Origin of the sequence: Pseudomonas sp. PS02303, from assembly GCF_029959925.1 — a bacterium.
In the GTDB taxonomy this organism is placed as follows: Bacteria; Pseudomonadota; Gammaproteobacteria; order Pseudomonadales; family Pseudomonadaceae; genus Aquipseudomonas; species Aquipseudomonas mandelii.
The window spans coordinates 1-12,823 of record NZ_JASCOM010000171.1 but is presented as its reverse complement, the minus strand read 5'-3'; the positions used below and the strand labels follow the sequence as shown (position 1 = coordinate 12,823).

Annotated in this window: 10 protein-coding genes; 6 read left to right on the top strand and 4 right to left on the bottom strand. The window is 60.1% G+C overall.

Features of this window, described 5'->3' with window-relative positions:
* Nucleotides 1-157 precede the first annotated feature (157 nt).
* From QMX98_RS25615 to QMX98_RS25600, 4 genes are all read right to left on the bottom strand, one after another.
* Nucleotides 158-3,004 (bottom strand): valine--tRNA ligase, encoded by a 2,847-nt coding sequence (locus tag QMX98_RS25615; RefSeq protein WP_169856314.1) that lies wholly within the window; start codon nt 3,002-3,004, stop codon nt 158-160.
* A 265-nt stretch (nt 3,005-3,269) separates the two neighbouring features.
* On the bottom strand, nt 3,270-3,656 hold the full coding sequence (locus tag QMX98_RS25610; protein ID WP_010463070.1) for a hypothetical protein: 387 nt from the start codon (nt 3,654-3,656) through the stop codon (nt 3,270-3,272).
* A gap of 8 nt (nt 3,657-3,664) precedes the next feature.
* Nucleotides 3,665-4,093 (bottom strand): DNA polymerase III subunit chi, encoded by a 429-nt coding sequence (locus QMX98_RS25605; protein ID WP_102593949.1) that lies wholly within the window; start codon nt 4,091-4,093, stop codon nt 3,665-3,667.
* 60 nt (nt 4,094-4,153) lie between these two features.
* Nucleotides 4,154-5,644 (bottom strand): leucyl aminopeptidase, encoded by a 1,491-nt coding sequence (locus QMX98_RS25600; RefSeq protein WP_154503203.1) that lies wholly within the window; start codon nt 5,642-5,644, stop codon nt 4,154-4,156.
* 307 nt (nt 5,645-5,951) lie between these two features.
* Between QMX98_RS25600 and lptF the strand changes: the two genes are divergently transcribed.
* From lptF to era, 6 genes are all read left to right on the top strand, one after another.
* Nucleotides 5,952-7,070 (top strand): LPS export ABC transporter permease LptF, encoded by a 1,119-nt coding sequence (lptF, locus tag QMX98_RS25595; protein WP_010463065.1) that lies wholly within the window; start codon nt 5,952-5,954, stop codon nt 7,068-7,070.
* Nucleotides 7,063-8,124 (top strand): LPS export ABC transporter permease LptG, encoded by a 1,062-nt coding sequence (lptG, locus tag QMX98_RS25590; protein WP_077748280.1) that lies wholly within the window; start codon nt 7,063-7,065, stop codon nt 8,122-8,124. The genes lptF and lptG overlap by 8 nt, the downstream gene beginning before the upstream one ends.
* 171 nt (nt 8,125-8,295) lie before the next feature.
* Nucleotides 8,296-10,095, top strand: a complete 1,800-nt coding sequence (gene lepA, locus QMX98_RS25585; protein ID WP_042932348.1) for a translation elongation factor 4 — start codon at nt 8,296-8,298, stop codon at nt 10,093-10,095.
* Nucleotides 10,096-10,100: 5 nt separating this feature from the next.
* A complete protein-coding gene (gene lepB / locus QMX98_RS25580; protein ID WP_010463058.1) occupies nt 10,101-10,955 on the top strand; it encodes a signal peptidase I in 855 nt (284 codons plus the stop codon).
* 184 nt (nt 10,956-11,139) lie between these two features.
* The gene (gene rnc / locus QMX98_RS25575; protein WP_010463056.1) at nt 11,140-11,829 is read left to right on the top strand and encodes a ribonuclease III; all 690 of its coding nucleotides are present in this window, start codon (nt 11,140-11,142) and stop codon (nt 11,827-11,829) included.
* Nucleotides 11,822-12,724 (top strand): GTPase Era, encoded by a 903-nt coding sequence (era, locus tag QMX98_RS25570; RefSeq protein ID WP_010463054.1) that lies wholly within the window; start codon nt 11,822-11,824, stop codon nt 12,722-12,724. Before rnc ends, era begins: the two co-directional genes overlap by 8 nt.
* The last annotated feature ends 99 nt before the right edge of the window (nt 12,725-12,823 follow it).

Genomic DNA, 12,823 nt, shown 5'->3' with positions numbered 1-12,823 from the left:
GCTCGCGAAGAGGCCGTTTCAGCCAGCATCAATGTTGAATGACAAACCGCTTTCGCGAGCAGGCTCGCTCCCACAGGGGATTTGCGGTGTATGGGGGGAATGTGGCGGGCATAAAAAAGGGAGGCCCTTGGCCTCCCTTTTTCATCGCGATTGACCGTTACAGGCTGGCAATCCGCGCATGCTGCTCGGCCAACTTGCCCAAAGCCTGTTCAGCCTCAGCCAGTTTGGTGCGTTCTTTCTCGATGACTTCGGCCGGAGCCTTGTCGACGAAACCGGCATTGGACAGCTTGCCGCCCACCCGCTGAACTTCGCCCTGCAGACGCAGGATTTCCTTGTCCAGGCGTGCCAGTTCGGCGTCCTTGTCGATCAGGCCGGCCATCGGCACCAGCACTTCCATCTCGCCCACCAGTGCGGTGGCGGACAGCGGTGCTTCTTCGCCGGCAGCCAACACCGTGATCGATTCGAGGCGAGCCAGCTTCTTCAGCAGGGCTTCGTTCTCGGTGAGACGACGCTGGTCTTCGGCGCTAACGTTCTTCAGGAACAGGTTCAGCGGCTTGCCCGGGCCGATGTTCATCTCGGCGCGAATGTTGCGCGTGCCGAGCATCAGCGTCTTCAGCCACTCGATGTCATCTTCGGCACCCTGATCGATGCGCGCTTCATTGGCCACGGGCCAAGGTTGCAGCATGATCGTCTTGCCTTCGATACCGGCCAGCGGCGCGACGCGCTGCCAGATTTCTTCGGTGATGAACGGCATGAACGGGTGCGCCAGGCGCAGGGCAACTTCCAGCACTCGAACCAGGGTGCGGCGGGTGCCGCGCTGACGTTCGACCGGGGCATTTTCGTCCCACAGCACAGGCTTGGACAGTTCCAGGTACCAGTCGCAATACTGGTTCCAGATGAACTCGTACAAGGCTTGTGCGGCCAGGTCGAAGCGGAACTGGTCGAGCTGACGGGTTACTTCGGCTTCGGTGCGTTGCAGCTGCGAGATAATCCAGCGATCCGCCAGGGAGAGTTCGTAAGCCTCGCCGTTCTGGCCGCAGTCTTCGCCCTTGTCCAGAACATAACGCGCGGCGTTCCAGATTTTGTTGCAGAAGTTGCGATAGCCTTCTACGCGGCCCATGTCGAACTTGATGTCGCGACCGGTGGACGCCAGCGAGCAGAAGGTGAAGCGCAGGGCGTCGGTGCCGTAGCTGGCGATGCCGTCGGCGAACTCTTCGCGGGTCTGCTTCTCGATCTTCTTCGCCAGTTTCGGCTGCATCATGCCGGAGGTGCGCTTCTGCACCAGCTCTTCGAGCTCGATACCGTCGATGATGTCCAGCGGGTCCAGGACGTTGCCCTTGGACTTGGACATCTTCTGGCCCTGGCCATCGCGGACCAGACCGTGAACATAAACGGTCTTGAACGGAACCTGCGGCGTACCGTCTTCGTTCTTCACCAGGTGCATGGTGAGCATGATCATCCGGGCGACCCAGAAGAAAATGATGTCGAAACCGGTCACCAGCACGTCGGTGGAGTGGAATTTCTTCAGGAATTCGGTCTGCTCCGGCCAGCCGAGCGTGGAGAAAGTCCACAGGCCCGAACTGAACCAGGTATCCAGAACGTCGTTGTCCTGTTGCAGCGCAACGTCCGGGCCGAGGTTGTTCTTGGCACGCACTTCGGCTTCGTCGCGACCGACATAGACTTTGCCCGACTCGTCGTACCAGGCCGGAATCCGGTGGCCCCACCACAGCTGACGGCTGATGCACCAATCCTGGATGTCGCGCATCCACGAGAAGTACATGTTTTCGTATTGTTTCGGCACGAACTGAATGCGGCCGTCTTCAACCGCAGCGATGGCCGGCTCGGCCAATGGCTTGGTAGAGACGTACCACTGGTCGGTCAGCCACGGCTCGATGATGGTGCCGGAGCGGTCGCCTTTCGGCACTTTCAGGGCATGATCGTCGACGCTGACCAGCAAGCCGGCGGCATCGAAGGCGGCCACAATCTGCTTGCGCGCTTCGAAACGGTCCAGACCGGCGTATTCGGCCGGAAGCGTGCCGTCGATGCTTTCGTTGAGCGTGCCGTCGAGGTTGAACACCTGACAGGCCGGCAGTACGGCGGCGTTCTTGTCGAAGATGTTCAGCAGCGGCAGGTTGTGGCGCTTGCCGACTTCGTAGTCGTTGAAATCGTGGGCCGGGGTGATTTTCACGCAACCGGTGCCGAATTCAGGATCGCAGTAATCGTCGGCGATGATCGGGATGCGGCGGCCGACCAGCGGCAACTCGACAAATTTACCGATCAGGGCCTGGTAGCGTTCGTCGTTCGGGTTAACCGCGACGGCGGCGTCGCCGAGCATGGTTTCCGGGCGAGTGGTCGCGACGATCAGGTAGTCCTTGCCTTCGGCCGTCTTGGCGCCATCGGCCAGCGGGTATTTCAGGTTCCACAGGAAACCTTTTTCGTCGTGGTTTTCCACTTCGAGGTCGGAAATCGCCGTGTGCAACTTGGTGTCCCAGTTGACCAGGCGCTTGCCGCGATAGATCAGGCCGTCTTCGTGCAAACGCACGAACGCTTCTTTAACGGCTTCCGAGAGGCCGTCGTCCATGGTGAAGCGCTCGCGGCTCCAGTCGACGGACGAGCCGAGGCGGCGGATCTGACGGCTGATGTTGCCGCCGGACTGATCCTTCCACTCCCAGACTTTCTCGAGGAATTTTTCCCGGCCCAGATCGTGACGATTCTGGCCTTGGGCTTCGAGTTGGCGTTCCACCAGCATCTGCGTGGCGATACCGGCGTGGTCAGTACCCGGCTGCCACAGGGTGTTGCGACCCTGCATGCGGCGGAAACGGATCAGGGCGTCCATGATCGCGTTGTTGAAGCCGTGACCCATGTGCAGGCTGCCGGTGACGTTCGGCGGCGGGATCATGATGGTGTAGGACTCGCCCGCGCCTTGCGGGGCGAAGTAATTCTCTGACTCCCAAGTGTTGTACCAGGAAGTTTCAATGGCGTGCGGCTGGTAGGTCTTATCCATGCGCGGCGGGACCCTATTGGCATTTATTCAGGAAAAGCCGGCAAGTATAGCGGGGCATGGGGCAGAGGGCGAGCAGGGGCAGACCGGGCGCAGATCAAATGTGGAATGATCCTGTGGCGAGGGAGCTTGCTCCCGCTGGGGCGCGAAGCGGCCCCGACAACAACAAGTGAGTTGTGTCAGGTACACCGTGTGTTCAGGTTTTGCGGTTGCTTTGCAACCGAGCGGGAGCAAGCTCCCTCGCCACAGACGCCCGCTCGACTCAGTGTTATTCGTACTGGCTGAGCAACCGTTCCATCCGCGCATCCAGCCGGCGCTTGATCTCGGTTTCGATATGCGGTGCGAAGTCGTCGATCACGTCTTGCATGATCAACAGCGCTGCCGCACGCAGTTCACTGTCCAGGTGCAGCAAGGCGTCGGGGCCTTTGCTGGCCGCGGGTGCCGGTTGCGCGGCAGGGGCGGGCGGTGTCGGTTCGACGGTCTGCGGCGCAGCGCTGACGGAGTCGAACAGCATGGGAATCTGTTCCTGGTCACCTTCGATGACCGTGTCGGTCAGCAGCGGCGGTTGCAGGTTGTCATCGCCGAGCAGTTGGCGGATCGACTCAAGGTCATCCAGCAGGTGCGCGGACTTTTGTTGCGGTTTTGGAGTGTCCATCGGAATGCTCAGAGTCGCTGTAAACGGTGATCTTGCAGAGGATAGCCCTGTTCGCGATAGAAACGGAAACTCTCCCGCGCTGCCGCTCGAATCGTCGGATCCTCCACCACCACTTCCGCTACACGGGCGAACTTGCTGGCAAAGGCCGGGACTTTCAGGGCAAGGTTGACCAGCAGATCCTGATGCGGACCGCAGTCATCGCCAAGACCCAGGACAATCAAGCTATCCGGCTCGCTTTCGGCAGGACCGTGAGGCACGAAGCTTTCGCCCTTGAAGGCCCACAAACGCGCGTCGAGATCCTCGCGTTGGGCGGCATCGCTGCAATGCAGGTAAATGCGGTGGCCCATGCGCCAGGCTTTTTCGGTGAGCTTGCAGGCGAAATCCAGCCGTGCCGACGGATCGGCGCTGGGCAGGACATAGAAGTCGACTTTGGTCATTGCGGTTCCTGAGCCCGGGGCTGCGTTACTCGAAAGCAACGCAGCCCGAGGTCATCGGTTTCAGGCTTTGGCGCGGTCCAGCAGGTATTGGGTCAGCAACGGAACCGGACGGCCAGTGGCGCCCTTGTCCTTGCCGCCGCTGGTCCATGCGGTGCCGGCGATGTCCAGGTGCGCCCAGTTCAGGTTCTTGGTGAAACGCGACAGGAAGCAGGCGGCGGTGATAGTGCCGGCTTTCGGGCCGCCAATGTTGGCGATGTCGGCGAACGGGCTGTCCAGCTGCTCTTGGTACTCATCGAACAGCGGCAGTTGCCAGGCGCGGTCGTCAGCGGCCTTGCCGGCGCTCAGCAGTTGGCCGATCAGCTCGTCGTTGTTGCCCAGCAGGCCGGAGGTGTGCGCGCCCAGTGCAACGACGCAAGCGCCGGTCAGGGTCGCGATGTCGATCACGGCTTGCGGCTTGAAGCGCTCGGAGTAGGTCAGGGCATCGCACAGCACCAGACGGCCTTCGGCGTCGGTGTTGAGGATTTCCACGGTCTGGCCGCTCATGGTGGTGACGATGTCGCCCGGGCGCGAAGCATTGCCGCTCGGCATGTTCTCGGCGCACGCCAGGATGCACACCAGGTTGATCGGCAGTTTGAGCTCGAGCACGGCACGCAGGGTGCCGAACACGCTGGCTGCGCCGCCCATGTCGTACTTCATTTCATCCATGCCCAAGCCAGGCTTGAGGCTGATGCCGCCGGTGTCGAACGTGATGCCTTTGCCGACCAGTGCGTAAGGTTTCTCGGATTTCTTGCCGCCGTTGTATTGCATGACGATCAGGCGCGGTGGCTGGGCGCTGCCCTGGCCCACGGCGTAGAACGAGCCCATGCCCAGGTCCTTGATCTTCTTCTCATCGAGGACTTCGACTTTCAGGGTTTTGAATTCCTTGCCCAGGTTCTTGGCTTGTTCGCCAAGGAAGGTCGGGTGGCAGATGTTCGGCGGCAGGTTGCCCAGGTTGCGGGTGAACGCCATGCCGTTGGCAATCGCAGTGGCGTGGGCCACAGCGCGCTCGACTTCGGCCTGTGCCGCCTTGATGGTCACCAGGGTGATTTTCTTCAGGGAGCGAGGTTCGGCTTTCTGGCTCTTGAACTGGTCGAAGGTGTATTCGCCATCCACCAGGGTTTCGGCCAGCAGGCGGGTCTTGCCGTAGCTGTCGCGGCCCTTGACCACGATTTCGTCCAGCGCCAGAACGGCGTCGGTGCCGCCCAGGCCTTTAAGGGTGTTGAGGACGCCGGCGATGATTTTACGGAACGGGCGGTCGCCCAGCTCTTCGTCCTTGCCCACGCCGACCAGCAGAACGCGTTCGGCCTTGAGGTTCGGCAGGCTGTGCAGCAGCAGGCTCTGGCCGACTTTGCCGGCCAGGTCGCCGCGCTTGAGTACAGCGCTGAGGGCGCCGCCGCTCAGTTCGTCGAGTTGTCTGGCAGCGGCGCCGAGCTTGCGGCCTTCGCCGACGGCGACCACCAGAGTGGCGGTCTTCAACGTTTCTGGGCTAACGCTCTTTACAACCAGTTCCATGTCCGGGTCCCTGAATGAATGGTCAACGTGCGCGGGCAAAACGGCGGCGCACAGACGCTTGCTTATAGATAGAAAGACGCAGGTCACGGCCCGCGACAAAGGCCGCAGTTTGAACCTCGCTCCCTGCGCCTGACAACCCTCGGTTGTACGATCTTCAACGCATTACCCGCCTGCTTGAGCATGCGCAGTGACAGGCGCACCCAATCACAGGATAATGCGCCAACTTTTTCGGCGGCTCTGCCCTGCGGGCTGTCTGATACGTTTGCTTGTTTGGCCGCCTTAGCCTGACAACCCTGGAGTGTCTGGTTTGATTGTCTTCCGTTATCTGTCCCGTGAAGTCCTGTTGACCTTGAGCGCCGTCAGCGCCGTGCTGCTGGTCATCATCATGAGCGGGCGCTTCATCAAATACCTTGCCCAGGCGGCCTCGGGCCTGCTGGATCCGGGCTCCCTGTTCCTGATCATGGGCTTTCGTCTGCCAGGTTTCCTGCAGCTGATCCTGCCGTTGGGCCTGTTTCTCGGGATCCTGCTGGCCTACGGTCGCCTGTACCTTGAAAGCGAAATGACCGTGTTGTCGGCCACCGGCATGAGCCAGCAACGTCTGTTTGCCATGACGCTGTTTCCGGCCACGCTGGTTGCGCTGGTCGTGGCCTGGTTGAGTCTGAGCCTGGCGCCACAAGGTGCCAATCAGTTCCAGTTGCTGCTGAACAAGCAGGATGCGCTGACCGAGTTCGATACCCTTGAGCCGGGTCGCTTCCAGGCGCTACGTGACGGGACTCGGGTGACCTACACCGAAACGCTGTCGGATGATCGCATCAACCTCGGTGGCGTGTTCATTTCGCAAAAGAACATCTCGTCCGATAAGAAGGATCGCGGGATCTCCGTGCTGGTGGCCGAGAAGGGTCGTCAGGAAATCCGCCCTGACGGCAATCGCTACCTGATTCTCGACAATGGCTATCGCTACGACGGTAACCCGGGGCAGGCCGACTACCGGGCGATCAAGTACGAGGAATACGGCGTATTGCTGCCCAAGCCGGACGTCAGCGACGAAGTCACCGACCGCGATGCAATGACCACCCGTTCCTTGATCGGCAGCGATGACATTCGTTCGCGCACTGAGCTGCAATGGCGTCTGTCCCTGCCGTTGCTGGTGTTCATCGTGACCTTGATGGCGGTGCCGCTGTCGCGGGTCAATCCACGTCAAGGCCGTTTCCTCAAGCTGCTGCCGGCGATTCTTCTTTATATGGCTTACCTGAGCATCCTGATTGCCGCGCGCGGCGCCCTCGAAAAAGGCAAGATCCCGCCGGCGCTGGGGTTGTGGTGGGTTCACGGCATCTTCCTGGCCATTGGCCTGGGCTTGCTCTACTGGGAGCCGTTGCGCTTGAAGATGGCGAGTCGCCGCAGTGCGCTGGAGGTGGCTCGTGGTTAAGCTCGATCGCTACATTGGTAGCAGCGTATTCGTAGCCATCCTGGCGGTGCTGGGGATTATCCTTGGCCTGGCGACCCTGTTTGCCTTCATCGATGAGATGAGTGAGGTCAGCGACACCTACACCTTGGTGGACGTCTTGAGCTACGTCTTGCTGACCGCGCCCCGTCGTTTGTACGACATGTTGCCGATGGCGGCACTGATCGGTTGCCTGATCGGCCTTGGTAGCCTGGCCAGCCACAGCGAACTGACGATCATGCGCGCCGCCGGTGTGTCGGTCGGCCGGATCGTCTGGGCCGTCATGAAGCCGATGCTGGTGCTGATGGTGGCGGGGGTGCTGATCGGCGAGTACGTCGCGCCGGCCACCGAAGTCACCGCTCAGGCCAACCGTTCCCTGGCTCAGGGTGGCGGCGATGCACAGAGCGCCAAGCATGGCTTGTGGCATCGCCAGGGTGACGAGTTCATTCACGTCAACTCTGTGCAGCCGAACGGTCTGCTGTACGGCGTCACCCGTTATCGTTTCGACAATGAGCGTCATATGCTGTCGTCCAGCTTCGCCAAGCGGGCGAAGTTCGATCAGGATCACTGGCAGTTGAGCGACGTCACCACCACGCTGTTCCATGAAAAGAGCACCGAAGTGGTCACTGCACCGGAAGAGCGTTGGGATGTTGCCTTGAGTCCGCAACTGCTGAGCACGGTGGTGATGTCGCCTGACACGCTGTCGATCAGCGGTCTGTGGGGTTACATCCACTACCTGGCTGATCAGGGCCTGAGCAACGGCCGTTACTGGCTGGCATTTTGGGTCAAGGTGTTGCAGCCGCTGGTGACCGCCGCGCTGGTACTGATGGCGATTTCCTTTATCTTCGGGCCATTGCGCTCGGTGACCCTTGGTCAGCGGGTCTTCACTGGCGTGCTGGTCGGCTTCACCTTCCGCATCGTCCAGGATTTGCTGGGGCCTTCGAGCCTGGTGTTCGGTTTTTCGCCGCTGTTTGCGGTGTTGGTTCCGGCCGGTGTCTGTGCCCTGGCCGGTGTCTGGCTGTTGCGCCGAGCCGGCTGATCAGGGCGTTTCCCCGACCTCGCTGGTGATAAAAAACGCCCCTGTCGCAAGACCGGGGCGTTTTTGTAGGTGCCGTCTGACCTGCGAACGTGACGCTTGCGCCGTGGATCAGGTACAATTCCCGGCTATTTTTCGGCGGGCTATGCCTGCAGCCTTTTTGAGTGTTGATCCGTGAGTGATTTGAGTCATATCCGCAATTTCTCCATCATCGCCCACATTGACCATGGCAAGTCGACGCTGGCCGATCGCTTCATCCAGATGTGCGGCGGCCTTGCCGAGCGCGAAATGGAAGCCCAGGTGCTGGACTCCATGGACCTGGAACGTGAACGCGGGATCACCATCAAGGCCCACAGCGTCACCCTGTATTACACCGCTCGCGATGGCATCAAGTACCAGCTGAACTTCATTGACACCCCGGGCCACGTTGACTTCACCTACGAAGTCAGCCGGTCGCTGGCGGCCTGTGAAGGCGCGTTGCTGGTGGTCGATGCCGGTCAGGGCGTTGAAGCGCAGTCTGTAGCCAACTGCTACACGGCGATCGAGCAGGGCCTTGAAGTCATGCCGGTCCTGAACAAGATCGACCTGCCGCAGGCCGATCCGGACCGCGTCAAAGAAGAAATCGAAAAAATCATCGGCATCGATGCCACCGATGCGGTCGAGTGCAGTGCCAAGACCGGCCTGGGCGTCGACGAAGTGCTCGAACGCCTGGTTCACACCATTCCTGCGCCGACCGGCAACTACGAAGATCCGCTGCAAGCGTTGATCATCGACTCCTGGTTCGACAACTACCTGGGCGTCGTTTCCCTGGTCCGCGTGCGTCACGGTCGCGTGAAGAAGGGCGACAAGATCCTGGTCAAGTCCACCGGCAAGATCCACCTGGTGGACAGCGTCGGTGTCTTCAACCCGAAACACACCGCGACCGTTGACCTGAAAGCCGGCGAAGTGGGCTTCATCATTGCCGGCATCAAGGACATTCACGGTGCACCGGTCGGTGACACCCTGACCCTGAGCTCCACGCCGGACGTTGACGTGCTGCCAGGCTTCAAACGCATCCAGCCGCAGGTCTATGCCGGCCTGTTCCCGGTCAGCTCCGACGACTTCGAAGATTTCCGTGAAGCCCTGCAAAAGCTCACGCTCAACGATTCGTCCCTGCAGTACACCCCGGAAAGCTCCGACGCCCTGGGCTTTGGCTTCCGTTGCGGGTTCCTCGGCATGCTGCACATGGAAATCATCCAGGAGCGCCTGGAGCGCGAGTACGACCTGGACCTGATCACCACGGCGCCGACCGTAATTTTCGAGCTGTTGCTGAAAACCGGTGAAACGATTTACGTCGATAACCCGTCGAAGCTTCCAGACCTGTCCTCGATCGAAGACATGCGTGAACCGATCGTGCGGGCCAATATTCTTGTGCCGCAAGAGCACCTGGGCAACGTCATTACCCTGTGCATCGAGAAGCGTGGCGTGCAGCACGACATGCTGTTCCTCGGTACGCAGGTCCAGGTGACCTACGATTTGCCGATGAACGAAGTGGTCCTCGACTTCTTCGACCGTCTGAAGTCCACCAGTCGCGGCTATGCTTCGCTGGATTATCATTTCGATCGTTACCAGTCGGCTAATCTGGTGAAACTGGATGTGCTGATCAACGGTGACAAGGTCGACGCCCTGGCGCTGATCGTGCACAAGGATAACGCGCACTACAAAGGTCGCCAGTTGACCGAGAAGATGAAAGAACTGATTCCGCGCCAGATGTTCGACGTCGCGATCCAGGCCGCCATTGGCGGGCAGATCATTGCGCGGACCTCCGTCAAGGCACTCAGAAAGAACGTATTGGCCAAATGCTACGGCGGTGACGTTAGCCGTAAGAAAAAACTGCTTGAAAAGCAAAAGGCCGGTAAGAAACGCATGAAGCAAGTCGGCAACGTGGAAATTCCACAAGAAGCCTTCCTTGCGGTGCTCAGGTTGGATAGTTAGGTCCTATGTCACTAAATTTCCCGCTGTTGCTGGTCATCGCCGTGTTCGTCTGCGGCCTGTTGGCGTTGCTCGATCTGCTGTTCCTGGCGCCTCGGCGCCGGGCTGCCATCAACTCCTATCAGGGGAGTGTCAGCCAGGCTGACATGGTGGTCGTCGAGAAACTGAACAAAGAGCCGCTGCTGGTCGAATACGGCAAGTCGTTCTTCCCGGTGTTGTTCATCGTGCTGGTGCTGCGTTCGTTCCTGGTGGAGCCGTTCCAGATTCCTTCCGGCTCGATGAAACCGACCCTGGACGTCGGCGACTTCATTCTGGTGAACAAGTTTTCTTACGGGATCCGCTTGCCGGTGATCGACAAGAAAGTCATCGAAGTCGGTGATCCGCAGCGCGGCGATGTGATGGTGTTCCGCTACCCGAGCGATCCGAACGTCAACTACATCAAGCGTGTGGTGGGCCTGCCGGGTGACCAGATTCGCTACACCGCCGACAAGCGTCTGTTCGTCAACGGTGAATCGATTGCCGAACAACTGGTCGGCTCCGAGCCGGGCACGTTGGGCAGTGCCGAGCTCTACAAGGAAAAACTCGGTGTCGCCGAGCACCTGATTCGCAAGGAGATGAGCCGCTATCGCGCATCGCCGGACCGTTCATGGACCGTGCCGGCCGGGCACTACTTCATGATGGGCGACAACCGCGACAACTCCAACGACAGTCGCTACTGGGACGATCCGAGCATTCCCAAGGATCTGCTGGGCATGGTTCCCGACAAGAATATCGTCGGCAAGGCCTTCGCAGTCTGGATGAGCTGGCCGGAACCCAAACTCAGTCACCTGCCGAATTTCTCGCGGGTTGGCCTGATCAAGTAATCACACACGGCGCTGTTGAACACAGCGCCGAATGCATTTCTGGAGTCGGCACAATCGGCGCCAGAGGCATGAAAACAACGATATTCAGGACGTAATTTTTGAACACAGCGTTAATTGTCCCAAGCCTGCGTCGTATCACGGCCATGGCGGTGGAATCCAGCCACGAACTCAGCGTGGGTAAACCGTGAGCGTCTCCTTAAGCCGTCTAGAGCGTCAGCTCGGCTACACCTTCAAGGATCAGGAGCTGATGGTCCTGGCCCTGACTCACCGCAGTTTTGCCGGGCGCAACAACGAACGCCTGGAATTCCTCGGTGATGCCATCCTCAACTTCGTCGCTGGCGAGGCGCTGTTCGATCGCTTCCCGCTGGCCCGTGAAGGCCAGTTGTCGCGTTTGCGCGCACGTCTGGTGAAAGGTGAGACGCTGGCCGTACTGGCCCGCGGTTTCGATCTGGGCGAATACCTGCGCCTGGGCTCCGGTGAGTTGAAAAGCGGCGGGTTCCGTCGCGAGTCGATTCTGGCCGATGCCCTCGAAGCGTTGATCGGTGCGATCTACCTGGACGCTGGCATGGACATGGCGCGCGAACGCGTGCTGGCCTGGCTGGCCGGTGAGTTCGAAGGCCTGACGCTGGTCGACACCAACAAAGATCCAAAAACCCGCCTGCAGGAATTCCTGCAATCGCGTGGTTGCGAGCTGCCGCGTTACGAAGTGGTGGATATCCAGGGTGAGCCGCATTGCCGGACGTTCTTCGTCGAATGTGAAATCACCTTACTGAATGAAAAAAGCCGAGGTCAGGGTGTGAGTCGTCGTATTGCCGAACAGGTAGCGGCCGCCGCAGCACTGATTGCCCTGGGTGTGGAGAATGGCAATGACTGATTCAACTGCAACTCGCTGTGGCTATGTTGCCATCGTCGGCCGTCCCAACGTGGGCAAGTCCACGCTGCTGAACCACATCCTGGGTCAGAAACTGGCGATCACCTCGCGCAAGCCGCAAACCACCCGCCACAACATGCTGGGCATCAAGACCGAAGGCGCCATCCAGGCTGTCTACGTCGACACCCCGGGCATGCACAAGGGCGGCGAAAAGGCCCTGAACCGCTACATGAACAAGACCGCCTCGGCGGCGTTGAAAGACGTCGACGTGGTGATCTTCGTGGTGGATCGCACCAAGTGGACCGACGAAGACCAGATGGTCCTCGAGCGCGTCCAGTACGTGACCGGCCCGCTGATCGTGGCGCTGAACAAGACCGATCGCATCGAAGACAAAGCCGAACTGATGCCGCACCTGAGCTGGTTGCAGGAGCAGCTGCCGAACGCGCAGATCATGCCGATCTCGGCCCAGCACGGGCACAACCTTGAAGCGCTGGAGCGGGTGATTGCCGGTTACCTGCCGGAAAACGATCACTTCTTCCCGGAAGACCAGATCACCGACCGCAGCAGCCGTTTCCTCGCCGCAGAACTGGTGCGCGAGAAAATCATGCGCCAGATGGGCGCCGAGCTGCCGTACCAGATCACCGTCGAAATCGAAGAGTTCAAGCAGCAGGGCAAAACCCTGCACATCCATGCCTTGATCCTTGTCGAGCGTGACGGCCAGAAGAAAATCATCATTGGCGACAAGGGCGAGCGCATTAAGCGCATCGGCACCGAGGCGCGCAAGGATATGGAATTGCTGTTCGACTCCAAGATCATGCTTAACCTGTGGGTGAAAGTGAAAGGCGGCTGGTCCGACGACGAGCGCGCATTGCGTTCGCTGGGCTACGGCGACCTGTAACACCGGATCCAGATACACCGAAGAACCCCTGTGGGAGCGAGCCTGCTCGCGATGAGGACCTGAAATTCAACATTACTGTTGACTGACAGACCGCAATCG

Excerpts from the sequence above, each read along its gene's own strand:
- QMX98_RS25610 (WP_010463070.1), bottom strand. The coding sequence starts at position 3,656 with ATGGACACTCCAAAACCGCAACAAAAGTCCGCGCACCTGCTGGATGAC.
- QMX98_RS25605 (WP_102593949.1), bottom strand. The coding sequence starts at position 4,093 with ATGACCAAAGTCGACTTCTATGTCCTGCCCAGCGCCGATCCGTCGGCA.
- era (WP_010463054.1), top strand. The coding sequence starts at position 11,822 with ATGACTGATTCAACTGCAACTCGCTGTGGCTATGTTGCCATCGTCGGC.
- lepB (WP_010463058.1), top strand. The coding sequence starts at position 10,101 with ATGTCACTAAATTTCCCGCTGTTGCTGGTCATCGCCGTGTTCGTCTGC.
- QMX98_RS25615 (WP_169856314.1), bottom strand. The coding sequence starts at position 3,004 with ATGGATAAGACCTACCAGCCGCACGCCATTGAAACTTCCTGGTACAAC.
- QMX98_RS25600 (WP_154503203.1), bottom strand. The coding sequence starts at position 5,644 with ATGGAACTGGTTGTAAAGAGCGTTAGCCCAGAAACGTTGAAGACCGCC.